Origin of the sequence: Heliomicrobium modesticaldum Ice1 (assembly GCF_000019165.1) — a bacterium.
Lineage (GTDB): Bacteria > Bacillota > Desulfitobacteriia > Heliobacteriales > Heliobacteriaceae > Heliomicrobium > Heliomicrobium modesticaldum.
The window spans coordinates 1,716,456-1,733,512 of sequence record NC_010337.2 but is presented as its reverse complement, the minus strand read 5'-3'; the positions used below and the strand labels follow the sequence as shown (position 1 = coordinate 1,733,512).

Genomic DNA, 17,057 nt, shown 5'->3' with positions numbered 1-17,057 from the left:
CCAATTCCAAGAAAAAATCCTGGTTTCCAAAACCGTAACAAACTGACTTTGCTTTGGTTTTGACACGCTGGCGACTACCCCAGCGCGGGAGATCTCACAGGATTCGATCCCCTCGGATACAAGCCATCACTTGTACATCACGGGATATTGCTATCGCCTCGAATGCCGTGGCATCCGAGTCCGCCGCAATGAGGGGTGTTACCCCATCCGTAAAGAAACACCTTCGTCTTCGCCTTTCACCGCGTGTACGAAGACGATTATGTACGTTACGCTACAAGTTCTAGGTTAGTCCGAGGATCTCTTTCCGTTGTGACCGCCAAAACTCAGGCGTTACACTTCCTTTCGTGTTTAATTTCGCTTCCTTTTCGATCCGCTGATGGATCATGGCCCATCGTTTCCATTCGGTAGACGGACTTTTCGTCGGAAGGAGTTTTTCCCGCAAGAGCCTCGGGACTTTTTCTTTCATCCCATAGGCCCTTCGGGCAATGACCAAGGCCGCGCCGTGGTGAACGTCCAGACCATACTGGTGGGTATACTTGTACAAGCCGATCTTCGACGTAAAGGCGGGCTTCACTTTCGTATACTCGATCCCGTTTCGGATACAGGTCCTTTCTAGCATCGTGAGCATTTGGCGATAGATGAAGTTGTGCCGGATGCGCGAGAATTTACGCTGGCTATCTTGGTCGTGTTCGAACTTCAAGTCCTCAAAGGCCACGCCGCATTGGCGATCCTTCGCGTATTGAATGACTTCCTTGACCATCTCGCCAATCAGATTTTCTCGTCGATTGGATCGGGCATAGGTCAGTTCATGCCGGGCGATAGCGGTGTGATGGCGGTAGTTTCCGGTGCGGTCGATATGGGTGAGGGCAAAACCGTCCGGGTTCGTATCGATGCCGACGAGGCCCGCATGCCCGGTGTATTCGACCTTGTAGGCCCGAACCGCCGCTTCGTCAAAGGTCACATGCACATAGTAGCGGCCCTTTCGCCGAAGGATTTCAACCTGGTAGGCGTCGCCCGTGTGGAGATAGTCGATCAGCATCTGGCGGTAGTTGCGCCCGTTGATCATGCCTGTCTTTTTCGATTTCTTTTGAGCGATGTAAAGGGGAACGGTGACTTTCACCGAACGACCGGACGGGGTCTTGGCGAGGGTGCTGATCTCCAAGAAGAACTTCTCGTCGAGATAAAGGATGCGAAGGTTCGGATTGCCCTTCTTGGTTTTATCGCCGCGAGCGTAGACGCGGTTGGAGCGTTTGTCCCGCCACTCTTCCTTCGCAACGGTCTTGGCGCATACCTGATGGAAGGTTTTCTTGCCGCCAAAGACGACTGGAGGAAGGGTATTCGAGGTGAGAAACTGTTGATAGTAGTCGCGTTTTCGTTGGCGCTTATCGAGCTTGGAAAGAAGGGCCTTGCGTTTTTTTTCGGACTTCACATGCTTGAGTTTTTTCTCGATGGCTTCGGCTTTTTTGGCATAATTCTTCACGTATTCGGGGAGAAGTTTTCGTTGGGAAATAAGTGTTTGGCGGGCGTCTTCCACGGCGTCCTTGGCTTGGCGGATGTTGAGGCCGTAGCGAGAAGCCACATCCTTTTCGATGTCGCCGACGCTCATCAAGCCTTCGATCATCCGTTGAAAGCTGTAGCGAATGGCCGATGAAAAGATCCGCATCAAATCGTCTACGGCGATTTTTGCTTCATCGGAGAGGGCCGGAATCTCGCCGCGAGCGGTGATTTTCATTCCCGCACACCCTCTTTTTGCAATTGATCGAGGGTTTGTTTGATCTTTCGCCCGCCTCGTGCGCCATAGATCCGGACGCTAAAGCTCGTGATGATGGAGACTAAGTCTTGCACCATTTCTTCATTCAGTTCAGTGGGGGGTAACGCCGAGCATTAGACTGGCTTTGGAAATAGAAACCGATGGATTCATGGATAAAGACCTCCGTGCTATCCTCTTTACGAAGTTAGACGAATAGTCTGAACAAAAAGTTCCGATTCTATCCATTTTGTTACGATTTTAGGAGAGCTGTTTAACCTCCCTCGGGCAAGTTATCGTTCCATTAAAGAAAGAGCCATCATTTCATTCACTCGCGAGCTATCATTTCATTCACTCGCGAGCTATCATTTCATTCACTCGCGAGCCATCATTTCATTCACTCGGTTTGCCTTATCCACAATGTTTTCCCCAGACGCAGGCCTATGCTATCAGGTTTTTAGGTGGTTATCCACTGTATCCACAGATTTCCGCCTTTTTATTCCGGTCTGAGATTTCCACATGAAAAATCCCTGTTAAACAAGTAATCAACAGACTTATCCCCATTATCCACAGTTTTTTCATCCACAATGGGGATAAATCGAAGATGTGTTTGCCCCTTGACAAAAAAAGTTCCGGGACTGTATTCCCGGAATTTTCGTTCACTTATGACAGGCTTCGCGAACCCTATTCGACATAATCTTACCTTTGGCCGTAACGCCCTTGCAGCCAGGCTCGTTCCCGCTCGACCACCTCCGGCGCAAGCGTGACGGGACCGCCGGCCAGGAAGGAGAGAAGATAGACCATGGCGCACTCCTCCAAAAACTCTGCGAGGGAGAAGGCCTGAGCCAGATCCTTCCCAACGGCGACCCCCCCATGGTTGGCCAACAAGGCGACCGGCGCATCGCCCAGGGCGCGCACCGTATATTCGGCCAGCTCAGGCGTGCCGATGGGGGCATGCGCCGCCGTTCTGACGCCGCCGCCGAAGTTGACGACCATGTTATCCAGAAAAGGCGGGATGTCCTTACGCGTGGATGCGACTGCAGTAGCATGTCTGGAGTGGGTATGGATGATCGCCTTGACATCGGGACGGGCTCGGTAGATCGCGCGGTGCAGTCCCTGTTCAATGGACGGGCGTCGCGCGCCTTCCAGCACGTCCCCGCTGAGGATGTCCACAATGACCAGATCCTCTGGTGTCAACTGATCGTAGGCCATCTGGCTGGGTGTGACCAGCATCTGGTCCCCCTCCGGCAAACGGCAACTGATATTCCCGCCTGTTCCGGAGACGAGACCGCGCTCGATCATCAGCCGGCCATAATGCAGTATCTGGTGGCGGAGGTTTTCCATCTCGATCGCATCCTTTCCGGTCAAGGTAAAGCCCTAATCGTCCCGAGCTTCCAGCCCGCCTTTGCTTGCGCGCCCGTCACGTTCCCAACGGCCAATCGGCTAGGGCATTTAAGTCAGCCGCCGCCGTCTCCCCGGCCATCAGCCGGTGGTAGCCGGCGCAGGCGATCATGGCGGCGTTGTCGGTGCAGAGGATGGCCGGCGGCACGACGAGCCGTCGTCCCTCTGCCGCCAGGGCCTTTGCAAGGCGCAAGCGCAAATATCCGTTTGCTGCCACGCCCCCGGCGAGCAGGACCGTCGATGCGTCCCTTTCTCGGGCGGCCCGTCGCGTTTTTTCGACCAGCACGTCGACGACAGCCTCCTGGAAGGAGGCCGCCAGATTCTCCCTGTTGATCGTCTCGCCTTTTTGCTTGGCGCGGTTGAGCAGGTTGAGGACAGCCGACTTGAGGCCGCTGAAACTGAAGTCATAGCCGTCTTCCTGCTGCAAGGCGCGGGGAAGCGGATAGGCGCCGGCTTCACCCTCACGGGCCAGCTTCTCCACGAGCGGACCGCCGGGGTAACCGAGCCCCAAGGCCCGGGCCACCTTGTCATAAGCTTCGCCGGCCGCGTCATCACGGGTGGCGCCTAAGATGCGGAGCTGGCCGTGGCCGGACAGTTCGACGAGATGGGTGTGTCCCCCCGAAACAACAAGGCAGAGCAGGGGAAAAGGTAAGTTCGGTTCTGACAGAAAGTTGGCGTAAATATGCCCCTCGATGTGATGGACACCCACCAGAGGCAGGCTCCGAGCCAGGGCGACGCCTTTGGCATAGGCGACACCGACGAGCAGCGCCCCGACCAGGCCCGGCCCGGCAGTAACGGCGACAGCTGTCAAGTCATTCCAGGTGACCCCGGCTTCCCGCAAGGCTTCATCAACAACGACGGTGATGTTCTCCATGTGCTTCCGTGAGGCGATCTCAGGGACGACACCGCCAAAGCGCTGGTGTGTCGGCACCTGAGAGGAGATGACATTGGACAGGATGACGCGACCGTCCTGAAGCACCGCCGCCGATGTCTCGTCACAACTCGTCTCCAGCCCCAAGATGAAACGACCGGCCGCATGGGCCGGTCCGCGCAGTGAAAATATCGACAACTCGACTACTCCTCTACAAGACCCGCACGTTTTCCACATCAAACTCGCCGTTAGACCAGCGGCCTGCCTTTTTGACCTGGGCAGGCTGATCGGCGTCGATCAACTGGAGGACACGGGGGTAATGAATCGTAAACCCCTCCGCCTGTCCTGTCAGGTAATACTCCGGCTGGTCCGGCAAACCGGGCCGGAGCACAGGGTAGTAGATGTCCACGCAGGAACATCCCCCTGATGCGCAGATCCGCGTCAGTTCCACCGTAAAGACGTCGCCCCGCTCGGCCAGTGTTGGGCGGATATCCTCGTCAATCACCCATTGCAACCTTTTCCCCTCCTGTGCTCCCTCATGGCTTTATCACCATTATACCCCATACCCCTATCGACGCAACAGTCAGGCCGGTTTTTCCCCCGTGACGATGTAAAAGCCGGCGCTGACTGCCCCGATGGAGATGTGCGAAAAACCGGCAGCTTCCAACAGCCCCGCCGCCGTCTCAGCGGGAACGCGGTGATCCTCTTGCGGCCCCATCTCGGTAAAACCGGGCGTCCAGTCGACGATCCCGATGCGACCTCGGGGCTGCAGGACGCGGCAGGCTTCCGCCAGGACTTCTTCCCGTTGCCTGATCTCGTGAAACACAGCGACCATGGCCAACCGATCCACAAAAGCGCCGGGAAGCGGGATATGCCCCTCCGGGTTGAGGATCCAGGCGATGTTGCAAAGGCCGGCGGCCTCGCTGCGGCGGCGCGCCTCCACCAGCATCCGCTCCTGCAGGTCCATGGCAAAAACATGACCTTCCGTCCCAACGACTGTGGCGGCGGGAAGGGCCAGATAGCCTGTTCCGCAGCCGAAGTCGGCGAGGCGTGACCCCGCCGTAACACCCAAGCCTTCCAAGATCGACTCCGGCGGCAGCAGTTCCCGCCGGCGCGGGTTATCCAGTTTGGCGAAAGCGCTGCTATCAAAGACATGGCCCATCAAATCACCCTCTTTGCCGGCATTTTACGCTCTTTTTTCAGGCTTTACCCCTTTTTCAGGCCTTATTCTGATCATAGGCTATCTCAGGCTTTATTCTGAGCATAGGCTGCCTCCTGCTCTTGCAAGCGGTCACGTCAACAGCCCTTCCCGGAAAGCCATCAGGTAGCGCCGGAAACCGGGGTCCTTTTGCAGAAGCGTTTCCGTGCTGCGCAGGGAGGCCATCAGCCCCTTGTTCTCCGGATCGAGGATCGCGCCGTCCAGGCCGGCGTAGATGGCCAGCGTCAGGAAGGTGCGGTTGAGGAGCGACCGCGCCGGCATGCCGTAGGAGATGTTGGAGATGCCGCAGAGGATGTGTACCTTCGGAAACTCCTCGCGGATGCGGCGGATGATCTCGAGACCAAAGTTGCCCCAGTGTTCGTCCTGCCCGATGGACCGGATGAATGGGTCGACATAGATGTCCTCAAAATCGACACCATCGCCGACGAGTCGTTCCACGAGAGAACGGGCGATCTGCAGTTCCTCCTCCACCGTGTTCGGCACGCCCGTGTCATCGAAACAGAGGGCCACCACCTTGCAGTCGTAAGCTTTGACGAGCGGGATCAGCATCTGGTAACGGCTCTCTTCCGCCGATATGGCGTTGATGATGGCTCTCCCTTTGTGAACCTGCAAGGCGGCTTCCAGGGCGAGCGGGTTAGGGCTGTCCAGGCAGACAGGCTCGTTGACGACCGTTTGCACCGTCTCGACGAGCCATCGCAAGGCGTCAGGCTCGCGATGGCGCAGGGTGGTGCAGTTCAGATCGAGCACATCAGCGCCGCAGAGCTTCTGCCGCAGCGCCAGATCCTGAATGAAGGTCGCCTTTCTCGATATGACGGCGCCTTCGATACCGGGGCGCGCTGTGTTGATCTTTTCCCCCACGATCAGCATCTTATCATCCCTTCTCCACTAGGTGCAGCTGCGCCGCCGCGAATCAGGGGGTTCTCTGCGGAGGCGAAACCAAAAAACCCTGCCCGCGGCAGGGTGTGTCCGTTATCTGTTACTGGCCGGCTTCAAGCAGGTCGGCGCACAGCTGGAGGATGTCGCTGACGGAGAGGATGCCGACCACCTTCTCCCCGGCGACGACAGGCAGGCAACTGACCTTGTAGCGCCGCATCATGCGGACGCTGTCGGCCAGGGGCATCGTGGCCTCCACATAGACAGGGTTTTTGGTCATCACCCATTCCACCGGCGTCAAAGGGATCACGCCGGGGGAACGCATGGCTTTGTCGATGTCATGAAAAGCGACGATGCCGACGAGGCGTTCCTTGTCATCGATGACCGGCAAACGCCGGATGTTTTTCTCCGTCATCATCCGCAAGGCGTCCCGGATCGGTGTGAATATGCCGGTCGTGATGACCGGGGTGACCATCTTGTCCCGAACGATCATAGCGGCCAACCTGCCTTTCCGAATGTTTTGAAAGACCGGGTGGTGATCCATTTCGGCAAAGGTGGAGGAAATCCTCCTTATCCCTCCCCGTTCCGGAAGCGGTTTTTGGGGATGTCCAGCTCACGCCACATGATAATGGCGTCTTCCCCCGTATCGGTGTAATAGCCACGCCGGCGGCCCACCTCTTGAAAGCCCCGCTTGCGGTAGAGCGCCAGCGCCTTCGTATTGGAGGGACGGACCTCCAGGGTGATCCGCTCCCCGCCGAGTTGGGCCGTTTCAAAAAAGATATACTCCAGCAGCGCCTCGCCGAGTCCTTCTCCGCGCCGTTCCGGGTGGATGGCGATGGTGGTGATGTGCACCTCATCAAGGATGATCCAGACGCCGACATAGCCGATCACCCGCTCCGTCGGCTCAACAGGGAAAGGGTTAAGGCGCCCATCCTTTTCGGCCCCTTCGACACAGACCCAGTAATGGGAGAGGCGGCTCTCCGTCAGTTCGGTCACAAAAGCGCTGCGGCTCCACGGCGTCGGGAAAGAGACCTGTTCGATCGCCAGGACCTCGTCCACATCCTTGACCGTCATAGGCCGGAAGTAATAGTTGACATCTTCCTTTCCCATGTCTATCCCTCCGGCGCAAGGCGGCAAGCATCCCTATGCGTGCCATGCTTTTTCGCCCAGTTGACCTCCGCCTCCGACGGGCGGATATACCTGGGGGTCAGCTTGTGCAGGTCGTCAACATCGCCCTGTCGCAGGCGCCGCCAGCCAAGGCGGGCCACCTGGCTGCCGCGGGGGTAGCAGGTTTCGGCGGGGGCGAAGAGGGCGCTCTCACCGAGGGCTTCTTGAAGCCGTTCCCGGTAGACGGGAACGGCGTCGCCTAAGAAGAGGATCTGACCTGCCGTTGTCGGCGATGACTGCCTTTGGGCTGATTCCGGCGTCACCGGCAAGGCCGCTCGCAACTGTTCTAAAAGCTCCTGCGGCGCCACAGCCTGTTCTTCGCCCACCTTCTTCAGGCCCCCTGTCTCACCTCGGTAGAGACTGGTGTAGACCTCGTTCTTGCGGGCATCGAGGATCGGACAGATGTATCCCCGAAAGGGCCAACCATTCCAGGCCAGCGCCTCCAGCGTCGGCACGCCGACGACGGGCAGGCTCAGCGGGTGGGCCATCCCCTTCACCGTCGCCAGGCCGATGCGAAGGCCCGTAAAGGAGCCGGGACCGATGGCGACGGCCAACCCGGCCATGTCAGACAGCGACAACTCCGCCAGGGCAAGCAGCTGTTCGATAGCAGGCAACAGCCGCTTCGAATGAGGCCGGTCATTATGTAAAAAGGTTTCCGCCACCACCTGCGCATCGTCGACGACTGCCAGCGCCGTCACAGAGGTGGAACAATCGATCCCAAGGACGAACACGTCTTCCTCCACTCCTTCACCAATGCCTCCGGCCGTTCTCCAAAGCCGGCCAGTTCGACGATCCGCCCTGCGGCGACAGCGCCCTCAACTTCGTTCACCCTCACCCCGACTGTTCCCCCTTCCTCACCCGGATGGGAGAGTCGGATTGTCAGCGCCTCGTCGGGCATCAGGCCGCCGAGACGTTCCGGCCATTCGATACAAAGGACGCCCTCGCCGCGCAGGTAATCGGCCCAACCGATCTCCCAGACCTGATCGGGCTCGTCCAGCCGGTAGAGATCAAAATGGTAGATGGGAAGGTCTCCCTCGTATTCGTGAACAAGGGTAAATGTTGGACTCGTCACCCGCCCCGCATAACCGAGACGGCGGGCAAGTCCGCGAACGAGCGTCGTCTTGCCGGCGCCCAGGTCGCCGTAGAGCAACAGGATATCTCCCGGCCGAACCCGTTCAGCCAGCCACCTTCCCAGTTCCTCTGTGGCCGACTCATCGGGCAGGAATATCTGCCATCGTTGTTCCGTCAATGCGGTGCTTCCCTCGCAATCTATCCAAAACTATCCAAAAGCGTTTTAACGGTGCCTTTTCCAAGGCGCCTTCAAGCAACGTGCCTATCGTCTGTACCAGTATTCCCCTTCATCGGCGCCGACAGCCCTCTTTCTCCCTATTCTGTTGCCCTTTATCTGCAAAAAAAATCTCAACCAAACAGCGCCAGCAGTTCCCCTGCCTTCCCCCGGTTGGCGCCGTCGCAACTGACAAACCGCTGCACAGGGAAGCGCTCGATCCGGGCTGCATCGTAGGCCTTTTGCGTAAAATCGGTATCGTGATTGGAGATAAGCACCGAAACACCCCGATCGGCCAACTGGCGCGCCAATTCGGCCAGTTTCCACTGCTCCGCTTCGCCGAAACCACCGGCGCTGTAGCCTGTGAAATTCGAGGTCCGAGAAAGCGGCACATAGGGCGGGTCGCAATAGACCACATCGCCAGGACGGGCCTCTCCCATCGTTTGAGTGAAGTCCTGGCAAAGAAACACAGCGTCGCGGGCTTTCGCCATAAAAAACCGCAGCTCCCGCTCGGGAAAATAGGGCTTTTTGTACCGCCCCGCCGGCGCGTTGAACTTGCCGCTGGCGTTATATCGGCACAGACCGTTGTAACTGTGTCGATTCAGATAAATGAAAAGGGCCGATTTGAGATCCCCGTCATCGGTAGTGTTGAAAATCTCCCGAAGCGCATAGTACCGTTCCGGTCGATTGTTCTCCTCCGTGAAAAAGGAACGGCAGTAGGCAATGAAATCTTCGCCGCCTGTTTTTACCGTCTGGTAGAGGCGGATCAGATCGCCGTTGCAGTCAGCGAGCAGATTTTCCTTGAAACTGGTGTTCAAGAAGACGGCGGCGGAGCCGACGAAGGGTTCAATCAGCCGGTTGCCTGCAGGGAGAACGGCCCGGATGCGGTGGATGATCCGGTACTTGTTGCCTGCCCATTTCAAAAAAGGTCGCTGTCGCATCTGCATGCACTCCCTTTGCGGATACCTTTCAGTTCGTCCCTGTCGCCTCTATCTCCTCCATCTTCTGTGATGGTGAACAGATAAACGCAAAAAAAGCCCCCGAAAAAAGGGAGCTTCCCGTCAGGAAAAGAGAGGGGGACCTTTGCGTTACGTTGACGTGCCGATCTTCCGGCTCTCTGCCTCATCGGCGCAGACCAGCCAACCATTGCCGATGGTGGCATTCCACATGCGGTCGATCTCTTCACGCAATTGGTACACATCGAAGGGCTTAATCAGATAGCCGATGGCGCCATCCTGTAACGCCTGCTGAATGAGGCTTTCATCGGAAAATGCGGTCATCAGCACAACCTTGATATAAGGATTCTGCTTCATCATCTGCAACATGGCCTGAACGCCATCCAGTCCAGGCATGCGCACATCCATCAAGACAAAAGGGATGTTGCACTCTCCCGCTTTGCGAACCGCTTCGATGCCGTTGGCGGCGGTGTAAACGTGATATCCGGCGTCTTGGAGGATGATCCGCAACAGCGAACGGACACCGGCTTGATCATCAACAACAAGAATTCTTTTTCCGGCTTCCATTGCTGCCTCACCTCTCGACAAAATCCGACAATCAATTTACAGATCATCATGTATTTACCAATTCTCCTTGCTTCCGCAAATTCCTGCCGAATTTTGAAATTCCGCCGGAAAAAAGAGACGATTTTCCTGAACTTTTTTGTTTCACATCGTCCTTGTTGCACCGTTTCAGCCGAGCCTTCTGCTATTTCGGCCCTTTTTCGACTCTTTTGGATCGAATCCCAATCTGAGGCAAGCTTCTCTTGCCTCTTGTATCTATTTTGGGGCCGAATACACCACCCTCCCTTTGATCCAGACCTGGCTGACAGTGCTGCGTACATCGAAGGGATGACCGTCCCAGAGGACCACGTCGGCCGCTTTGCCCGCTTCCAGGCTGCCGACGGATGCTTCCAATCCGAGAATGCGGGCGGCATGGAGGCTGATGGCGCGCAGTGCCGTCTCCTCGTCCATGCCGTGACGGACAGCCAACCCGGCGCAGAGGGGCAGGTACTGGATGGGGATGACGGGATGATCGGTCATCAGCGCCACCAGGACGCCGGCGGCATGGAGGATGCCTGCCGTGGCCGCTGTGATCTCCCGCATCTCCACCTTGGCCCGGTTGACGAGGGATGGGCCGACGACGGCGGGGACACCAGCCTGGGCCAATTCGTCGGCGATCAGGTGGCCCTCGGTGCAGTGCTCCAGCACCGCCTGCAAGCCATACTCCCGAATGATGCGCAAACCGGTGAGCAGGTCATCTGCCCGGTGGGCGTGCAGGCGCAAGGGGACCTGCCGCACAAGCAGCGGTTGCAGCGCCTCCCAGCGCAAATCGATTTCCGGCGCTTTGGACGGCTCGCCTGCCGTCTCCGACCGCCTGCGCCCATACTCGCGCGCCCGGGCCAGCGCCTCCCGCAAGAGCGCCGCCGAGGCCATGCGGGTGATGGGCGCCTTCTTCCGCTCCTTGTAGACGCGCTTCGGGTTTTCCCCGAGGGCGGCCTTGACGGCGGCGTTGTTGCGGACAACCCGTTCGGCGAGGGGGCCAGCCGTCTTCATGATCACAGCCTGTCCACCGACAATATTGGCGCTGCCCGGCAACACACAGACAGTCGTCACGCCGCCCCGCAGGGCGTCGGCAAAGGCAGGATCGGCCAGGTTGATGCCGTCTAACGCCTGCAGGTGGGGCGTCAGCGGATCCGACGTTTCGTTCAGATCGTCACCTTCGATGGGCGCCCCCTCTTCGACGATGCCGAGATGGCAGTGGGCGTCGATGAAACCGGGCAGGATCAGTTTACCCCTAGCGTCAATCACCACAACGGGCTGAGAGCGGACAGGTCCCTCCGGCACGACCTGGCGCCCTCCAGCGTCGGGTCCAACAACATCGGGGCCGATACCGCCAGGGCCGACGACATCTTGTTCACCCCCGTCAGGCCCCACAGCGATGATCGTCCCCTCATCGTCGAAAGCGACAAAGCCGGGGAAATAATTCTTCCCGGCCAGTGTGATCACATGTCCGCCACGAATCACTGTCGCCATGGTGTTACCCTTCCAGTGTAAAGGCCGCGCGCGTTTCGCCGACGACCTCTTTGACGTTGTTTTTCACAGCATAGCGGTCATGGGCAGCCAAGGCCTTGCGCTGCTCTGCCGACAAGAGGCCCAGTTGGCTCAAGGCCTCCAGGATGATCGGCCCAAGGACCTTCATGTTGCCGTCTTCAACCTTCGCCGCCAGGCCCCAGCCCTTCTCGGGCACAGCCAGGGCATAGACGCCGTCAGCGCCGATCTTGGCGACGACGGCCCCCTTTGTCACTGTCATCAAGTCTGTGTCGAGCCGCCCTGTCCCGGAGATCAGGAAGGGGTGAGCGATCATGGCCCGGCAGATGCGGGCGCAGGCCTTTCGCCGTTCCGCCGTTCCGTAGTTCGCCAGGCCCAACCGAGCAAAGGAAAGGGCGATGTTCTCCAACGGCATGCCATAGACAGGGATGCTGCAGCCGTCGACGCCGATGACCACATCCTCCGGTTTCACACCGGCCATATCGGCTACAGCGGTCAGGATCTCCACCTCGGCGGGATGCTTCGGGTCGCAGTAATTGTCGATGGGATATCCCTTGAACAAGGCGTAGGCGAGGACCCCTGTGTGCTTGCCCGAACAGTTACAATGAAGCACAGTCGGCTTCTGCCCGGCCGCCCGCAAGGCGTCAGCTGTTTTGCGGTCAAAGGGGGTGTGGGTACCGCAGGCCAGCGCCGTTTCAGCGAGGCCGATCCTCTGCAGCGATTCTAAGACGACGCGGCGGTGCTCCTCCTCACCGGCATGGGAGCTGGCGAAGATGGCCAGGTGTTCATCGCCGAGACCGAACTGTTCCAGCCCCCCCTGTTCAACGAGGGGCAGGGTCATCAGCGGTTTGGACGAGGAACGCATATAGGTGACGGACGGTTCGCCCACGGAGGCGACGCGGCGCCCCTCTCCGTCGACAACGACAATCGCGCCCCGGTGACGGTTTTCCACCATGGCGCCACGGACAACTTCGACAAGTACTGCGGACATGCTGACTCTCTCCTTCGTTGTATATTCACATGTCAACCGTAAGAACGGACGATGCAGAGGGTCGTATGGGCAGGTTGGGACAGATCGACGGTGTGCCCATTCCGCATCGGCATGCGCCGTTCATCAAAGACGATGCGCACGACAGGACGCGAGGGCAGTTTCGGGTTCGCTTTGACGACGATGCCGATTTCGCCGTTGCTCAGTTGGACGGCCGAGCCGATGCGGTAGATGGTGATGCTGTCCAGCAGCGCCTTGACGATCCGTTCCGGAAAAAGGGTGCCGCTGGCACCCATCAGATACTCGATGATCTCGACCGGGTTGTAACCCGGACGGTGGTTGCGCGTCGACGTCATCGCCTCAAAGACATCGGCCACACCCACCAACTGGCTGAAGAGGTGGATCTGCTTCCCCTGCAATCGGCGGGGATAGCCGGAGCCGTTCAGCCGCTCGTGGTGCTGCAGTGCTATGAGGGCGATCTCCTCCGGCAGCGCTGTATCCCGGACGAGGGTGTCATAGCCATGCTCCGTATGCTCCTCGATTCGGCGGCGGCTCTCGGGGCTCAGCGCCCCTTCGGCGAAGAGGACCTCCGGCGGCACTTTTTTCTTGCCGACATCGTGCAAAAGACCACCCAGTGCGACCAGGCGCAGGCTTTCTTCGGACAGGCGCATCGTCAGCCCCGTCAGCACCGCCAAAACGGCCACGTTGACGGCGTGCTTAAAGGTAAAAGCGTCCGTCGACTTCACTTCCAACAGGTGGTTGACTCGGTTGCGTTCACGGAGCAGACCACCGAACAGGGCCAACAAATCGCCGATTTCCTGGTCATGGCTCCCCTGCTGGGAGTAGTGGACGACGGCGCTGTTCACTTGCAGCAGAAGATCCTCTCGCAACAGCTCATAAAAGGCCTGTTCCTCCGGCGGCTCCCGGTCTTGAACAGCGCCTGCCCTGTCGGGGGCACTCTCATGCTCTCCTGCGCCTGCTATCATTCGGGTCAATCGCCCCGAAGCGCTTTTGGCGCTCTTACGGGCGAACTTTGAAGTGACCTCCACCCATTCTACGCCGAGGTTTTTCAAAAAGTGGATGCGTCGTTCATCTAAGACGGTGCCCCGAGGCAAGAGCAGGGCCCCTGTCTTCGTGTAGATGGGCTCGTCCAAAATCAATCCCTTTTGGACAGCGTCGATGTTGATCCGGCTCATCAACCCCCACCCCCAACGGATTCTCCCCTTTTTGCCATATCCCCCCTACAAGCTTCGGCAAAGAGGCGAAACAATCCTCTCGACTCGAGTTCAGAGTGACACAAATCTTCCGGGTGCCACTGCACCGCCACGATGAAGCCGGGCCCGATCCCTTCGAGGGCTTCGATGATCCCGTCCGGAGCGACGGCGACAGGCCGCAGTTCCCGACCGACGCGGTCGACAGACTGGTGGTGAAAGCTGTTGACCCGGCCGTATCCGGTGGGGTAGATCTCCCGCAGCCGGCTGCCGCCGGTCACCTCAATCGAGTGGGAGGGATGCCAGCGGGGCGCCTTCTGCTGGTGGCGCAGGGCGATCGGGCGCTGGCGAGGGATATCTTGGATGAGCGTCCCGCCCAGAGCCACGTTGAGGACCTGCATCCCCCGGCAGACGGCCAGGACAGGCAGTTGCCGCCGCAACGCCTCCGCAATGAGGGTCAATTCCAGGGCATCCCGCTCCGGGTCGACCTCTCCCAGGGCGGCATGGGGCTGCTGGCCGTAGCGCGCCGGGTCGATATCGCCGCCGCCGGAGAAGACGATGCCGTGGGCCATGTCCAGGTAGTTCCAGGGTTCCTCCGCTGCTTCGAGCGGAACGGGCCAGACGGTGAGGCCGGCGCTGGCGAGGGCCCGGCAATACTCCCGGCGAAGGGACAAGCGGCCCCGCTCAAAGGACGGCGTGAGCAGCACCCGCGGTCTGGACATGGCCTTCCCCTCCCGGTGGACATGTTTTGGGGCAAACAGAAAACCCGGGGGCATTTCCCGGGTTGTGGGTCCCTTTAGATATCGACAAGCCCCAGACTGATCTCCAGCGCCCGAGCGACCTTATCCATCATTTCGTCATCGAGCATGCCGATTTTTTCACGAAGGCGGGTCTTATCGATAGTGCGGATCTGCTCCAGCAAGACGACCGAATCCCGGTCCAGCCCGCTGCGGCGGGCTGGCACTTCCACATGGGTCGGCAGTTTGGCCTTGCTGATCTGGGAGGTGATGGCGGCGACGATGGTGGTGGGAGAGTATTGGTTGCCGATGTCGTTCTGAATGATCAGAACGGGGCGGGTTCCTCCCTGTTCCGAGCCGACGACCGGGTTCAGTTCGGCGTAGTAAACTTCTCCTCTGCGTATGGCCATAGGGGCTACCTGGCCAACCTCGCCTCGTACAGGCGCTCCACATCTACCTCGGCGACAAAGCCTTCCAGCGCAAGTTCCAGGTTGATGCGGGCCATTTCGGCATAGCCCCGGCGCATCTGATCGCGCAAGACCTTGCGCTTGTGCTCGCTCATGTATAAGTTCACCGCTTCCCGAATGAGTTGGCTGCGGTTCATCTTCTCGGCCATCAATACCCGATCCAGTTCGTCCAACAATGATTCCGGCAAGGTAACCTGAATGCGTTTCAACTCGGGCACACAGTGCACCTCCCAGGGATAATCCGCCTTCGTACTCCATTATAGTCATTGTGCCCCAAAGTACGCAAGGGTAACATAGCACCCCTGTTCATCCAATTTATGGCACATAGTGACGAGGCACCCGCGGCGAGATGCCGCTCAGGATCTCGTAGGAGATCGTCCCATCCGCCCGCGCCCAGTCCTCGACAGGCGCCGTTCGCCAGGTGCCACCTTCCTGCCAGCGCCCGAAGAGGGTGACCTCGTCCCCCTCGGCCAGTTCGGCGTCGCCGATGTCGATCATGAACTGGTCCATGCAGATCCGACCGACCTGGGGAAAATAGCGCTCTCCTTTATAGGCACCGATGCGGCCCGACAGGGTGCGGCGGATCCCGTCGGCGTAGCCGAGGGGGATCGTGGCGATGCGCGTCCGCCGGGGACAGCGGTATGTACAACCGTAACTGATCGGCGTCCCGGCGGCGACCTCCTTGATAAAGATGATGCGGGCCTTGAGGGTCATCACCGGCACCAAAAAGGCCCCGTCCCACCTGACCCCATCGAAGGGCGATGAGCCGTAGAGGGCGATTCCCGGACGCACCCCTTCCAGGTGGGACTCGGGGAGATCCAAGATGGCCGCCGAGTTGGCCATATGCCGCATCGGGATATCGAGACCGGCCTGTTGTAACCGCCCGGTGATCGTCAAAAACCGCTCCAACTGCTCCCGGGCGAAGGACTTGTCGGGCTCATCGGCTGTGGCGAAGTGGCTGAAGACGCCTTCGACGGCGATCCCCGGCAGCCGGGCGATGGCCAGCATCTCCCGCACACCTTCATCACCCTGAAAACCGACGCGGCCCATGCCCGTCTCGACCTTCAAGTGGATCCGCGCCGTCCGACCCAGCCGCAGGGCCGCCGCCGAAAGGGCTTCCGCCACCGTCCGACAGTAGACGGCCTGGCTGAGGTCTTCAGCGACGACGCGGTAACAGGCTGCCGGCGGGGTGTACCCCAGGATCAGGATGGGCGTTGTGATCCCGGCGTCTCGCAGTTTCAGCGCCTCATCCAGCAAGGCCACGACAAAGCAGTCTACGCCCTGACGGACGGCTTCCCAAGCCAGCGCGACGGCGCCGTGACCGTAGCCGTCGGCTTTGATCACCGCCATCAAGCGAGCCTGCGGTTGTGTCGCCCGGCGCAAGACCTGCAGGTTGTGGGCAAAGGCGCTGAGGCGGATCTCCGCCCAGGCGGGTCGCCCATCGGCAGGGTAAGCGCCGGCAGCCGCCGTGAATCCTTTTGCCTGAGAGTCCACGGCGCTGGGGAGGTTATTTTCGCCGATTTCGCTTTCCAGCGCAGTGTCCATTCCATCGCCCCTCACTCAAAGTCGGTGACGAGCGCCCGAAGGATGTCAGCGCGGGTGACGATCCCGACCAGTTTGCCGTTCCGAAGCACCGGCAGGCGGTTGACCTGCTGCTCTGTCATCAAGCCGGCCATCTCCGAGACTCGGGCCTCCTCCTCGACGGTGATCACGTCGCCCGTCATGATCTCTTCAGCCCTCAAGGCGATAGACTTGCGGAATTCCTCTGCAAAGCGCTTGGGGCTTTCCAGGTAGATCATGCCGCCCAAGAGGGAGATGAAGCTGGGGTAGCGGAGGTCTTTATCCTTGAACAACAGATCCCCTTCGGAAATGATCCCGATAACGTCGCCCTGACGGGAAATGACAGGCACACCGCTGATCCGCTTCTCGATCATCAGTTTGACCACGTCAGCCACAGGGGTATCGGGGTAGACCGTGTAGACCTCCCGGCTCATGATCTCGGAGGCCGTCAAATCTTTCGAACTCATCAGGCACCCGCCTTTCT

At 59.4% G+C, this 17,057-nt stretch carries 20 protein-coding genes; all 20 read right to left on the bottom strand.

Annotation, left to right across the window (positions count from 1 at the left end):
• Positions 1–280: 280 nt before the first annotated feature.
• Positions 281–1,732, bottom strand: a complete 1,452-nt coding sequence (locus HM1_RS07775; protein ID WP_041313570.1) for an IS200/IS605 family accessory protein TnpB-related protein — start codon at positions 1,730–1,732, stop codon at positions 281–283.
• A gap of 714 nt (positions 1,733–2,446) precedes the next feature.
• Complete coding sequence (locus HM1_RS07770) at positions 2,447–3,091, bottom strand: class II aldolase/adducin family protein (protein ID WP_012282800.1); 645 nt, start codon at positions 3,089–3,091, stop codon at positions 2,447–2,449.
• 76 nt (positions 3,092–3,167) lie between these two features.
• Positions 3,168–4,217, bottom strand: coding sequence for a tRNA (adenosine(37)-N6)-threonylcarbamoyltransferase complex transferase subunit TsaD (tsaD, locus tag HM1_RS07765; protein WP_012282799.1), 1,050 nt, complete (start codon positions 4,215–4,217; stop codon positions 3,168–3,170).
• Between the two features lie 13 nt (positions 4,218–4,230).
• The gene (locus tag HM1_RS07760; protein WP_012282798.1) at positions 4,231–4,533 is read right to left on the bottom strand and encodes a hypothetical protein; all 303 of its coding nucleotides are present in this window, start codon (positions 4,531–4,533) and stop codon (positions 4,231–4,233) included.
• 69 nt (positions 4,534–4,602) lie between these two features.
• Complete coding sequence (locus HM1_RS07755; RefSeq protein ID WP_012282797.1) at positions 4,603–5,181, bottom strand: class I SAM-dependent methyltransferase; 579 nt, start codon at positions 5,179–5,181, stop codon at positions 4,603–4,605.
• A 129-nt stretch (positions 5,182–5,310) separates the two neighbouring features.
• Positions 5,311–6,105, bottom strand: a complete 795-nt coding sequence (locus HM1_RS07750) for a methyltetrahydrofolate cobalamin methyltransferase (protein WP_012282796.1) — start codon at positions 6,103–6,105, stop codon at positions 5,311–5,313.
• A 109-nt stretch (positions 6,106–6,214) separates the two neighbouring features.
• Positions 6,215–6,604, bottom strand: coding sequence for a CBS domain-containing protein (locus HM1_RS07745; protein ID WP_012282795.1), 390 nt, complete (start codon positions 6,602–6,604; stop codon positions 6,215–6,217).
• Positions 6,605–6,681: 77 nt separating this feature from the next.
• Entirely contained in the window at positions 6,682–7,221 is a 540-nt protein-coding gene (gene rimI, locus HM1_RS07740) for a ribosomal protein S18-alanine N-acetyltransferase (RefSeq protein WP_012282794.1), read from the bottom strand.
• Between the two features lie 2 nt (positions 7,222–7,223).
• Entirely contained in the window at positions 7,224–8,009 is a 786-nt protein-coding gene (gene tsaB / locus HM1_RS07735) for a tRNA (adenosine(37)-N6)-threonylcarbamoyltransferase complex dimerization subunit type 1 TsaB (RefSeq protein WP_012282793.1), read from the bottom strand.
• Positions 7,973–8,527, bottom strand: a complete 555-nt coding sequence (gene tsaE / locus HM1_RS07730) for a tRNA (adenosine(37)-N6)-threonylcarbamoyltransferase complex ATPase subunit type 1 TsaE (RefSeq protein WP_012282792.1) — start codon at positions 8,525–8,527, stop codon at positions 7,973–7,975. The genes tsaB and tsaE overlap by 37 nt, the downstream gene beginning before the upstream one ends.
• Positions 8,528–8,697: 170 nt before the next feature.
• Positions 8,698–9,504 carry a Dam family site-specific DNA-(adenine-N6)-methyltransferase gene (locus tag HM1_RS07725; RefSeq protein ID WP_012282790.1) on the bottom strand — a complete coding sequence of 269 codons (807 nt, stop codon included), beginning with the start codon at positions 9,502–9,504 and terminating at the stop codon, positions 8,698–8,700.
• A gap of 147 nt (positions 9,505–9,651) precedes the next feature.
• A complete protein-coding gene (locus HM1_RS07720) occupies positions 9,652–10,086 on the bottom strand; it encodes a response regulator (protein ID WP_012282789.1) in 435 nt (144 codons plus the stop codon).
• Between the two features lie 252 nt (positions 10,087–10,338).
• Positions 10,339–11,595, bottom strand: a complete 1,257-nt coding sequence (locus tag HM1_RS07715) for an amidohydrolase (RefSeq protein ID WP_012282788.1) — start codon at positions 11,593–11,595, stop codon at positions 10,339–10,341.
• A gap of 4 nt (positions 11,596–11,599) precedes the next feature.
• Positions 11,600–12,601 carry an asparaginase gene (locus HM1_RS07710; RefSeq protein WP_012282787.1) on the bottom strand — a complete coding sequence of 334 codons (1,002 nt, stop codon included), beginning with the start codon at positions 12,599–12,601 and terminating at the stop codon, positions 11,600–11,602.
• Positions 12,602–12,633: 32 nt separating this feature from the next.
• Positions 12,634–13,794 carry an HD-GYP domain-containing protein gene (locus tag HM1_RS14620; RefSeq protein WP_012282786.1) on the bottom strand — a complete coding sequence of 387 codons (1,161 nt, stop codon included), beginning with the start codon at positions 13,792–13,794 and terminating at the stop codon, positions 12,634–12,636.
• Positions 13,794–14,531, bottom strand: coding sequence for a gamma-glutamyl-gamma-aminobutyrate hydrolase family protein (locus tag HM1_RS07700; protein WP_012282785.1), 738 nt, complete (start codon positions 14,529–14,531; stop codon positions 13,794–13,796). Before HM1_RS07700 ends, HM1_RS14620 begins: the two co-directional genes overlap by 1 nt.
• Before the next feature lie 74 nt (positions 14,532–14,605).
• Positions 14,606–14,956: a type II toxin-antitoxin system PemK/MazF family toxin gene (locus HM1_RS07695; RefSeq protein ID WP_012282784.1), complete on the bottom strand. Its 351-nt coding sequence runs from the start codon at positions 14,954–14,956 to the stop codon at positions 14,606–14,608.
• Between the two features lie 5 nt (positions 14,957–14,961).
• Positions 14,962–15,231 carry a CopG family ribbon-helix-helix protein gene (locus HM1_RS07690; RefSeq protein ID WP_012282783.1) on the bottom strand — a complete coding sequence of 90 codons (270 nt, stop codon included), beginning with the start codon at positions 15,229–15,231 and terminating at the stop codon, positions 14,962–14,964.
• 97 nt (positions 15,232–15,328) lie between these two features.
• On the bottom strand, positions 15,329–16,558 hold the full coding sequence (gene alr / locus HM1_RS07685) for an alanine racemase (protein ID WP_012282782.1): 1,230 nt from the start codon (positions 16,556–16,558) through the stop codon (positions 15,329–15,331).
• 11 nt (positions 16,559–16,569) lie between these two features.
• Positions 16,570–17,040, bottom strand: a complete 471-nt coding sequence (locus HM1_RS07680; protein ID WP_041313566.1) for a CBS domain-containing protein — start codon at positions 17,038–17,040, stop codon at positions 16,570–16,572.
• Positions 17,041–17,057 lie beyond the last annotated feature (17 nt).

Excerpts from the sequence above, each read along its gene's own strand:
- rimI (WP_012282794.1), bottom strand. The coding sequence starts at position 7,221 with ATGGGAAAGGAAGATGTCAACTATTACTTCCGGCCTATGACGGTCAAG.
- HM1_RS07715 (WP_012282788.1), bottom strand. The coding sequence starts at position 11,595 with ATGGCGACAGTGATTCGTGGCGGACATGTGATCACACTGGCCGGGAAG.
- HM1_RS07770 (WP_012282800.1), bottom strand. The coding sequence starts at position 3,091 with ATGGAAAACCTCCGCCACCAGATACTGCATTATGGCCGGCTGATGATC.
- HM1_RS07710 (WP_012282787.1), bottom strand. The coding sequence starts at position 12,601 with ATGTCCGCAGTACTTGTCGAAGTTGTCCGTGGCGCCATGGTGGAAAAC.
- HM1_RS07720 (WP_012282789.1), bottom strand. The coding sequence starts at position 10,086 with ATGGAAGCCGGAAAAAGAATTCTTGTTGTTGATGATCAAGCCGGTGTC.
- HM1_RS07755 (WP_012282797.1), bottom strand. The coding sequence starts at position 5,181 with ATGGGCCATGTCTTTGATAGCAGCGCTTTCGCCAAACTGGATAACCCG.
- HM1_RS07745 (WP_012282795.1), bottom strand. The coding sequence starts at position 6,604 with ATGATCGTTCGGGACAAGATGGTCACCCCGGTCATCACGACCGGCATA.
- HM1_RS07700 (WP_012282785.1), bottom strand. The coding sequence starts at position 14,531 with ATGTCCAGACCGCGGGTGCTGCTCACGCCGTCCTTTGAGCGGGGCCGC.
- HM1_RS07750 (WP_012282796.1), bottom strand. The coding sequence starts at position 6,105 with ATGCTGATCGTGGGGGAAAAGATCAACACAGCGCGCCCCGGTATCGAA.
- HM1_RS07775 (WP_041313570.1), bottom strand. The coding sequence starts at position 1,732 with ATGAAAATCACCGCTCGCGGCGAGATTCCGGCCCTCTCCGATGAAGCA.
- HM1_RS07680 (WP_041313566.1), bottom strand. The coding sequence starts at position 17,040 with ATGAGTTCGAAAGATTTGACGGCCTCCGAGATCATGAGCCGGGAGGTC.
- HM1_RS07695 (WP_012282784.1), bottom strand. The coding sequence starts at position 14,956 with ATGGCCATACGCAGAGGAGAAGTTTACTACGCCGAACTGAACCCGGTC.
- alr (WP_012282782.1), bottom strand. The coding sequence starts at position 16,558 with ATGGACACTGCGCTGGAAAGCGAAATCGGCGAAAATAACCTCCCCAGC.
- HM1_RS07725 (WP_012282790.1), bottom strand. The coding sequence starts at position 9,504 with ATGCGACAGCGACCTTTTTTGAAATGGGCAGGCAACAAGTACCGGATC.
- HM1_RS14620 (WP_012282786.1), bottom strand. The coding sequence starts at position 13,794 with ATGAGCCGGATCAACATCGACGCTGTCCAAAAGGGATTGATTTTGGAC.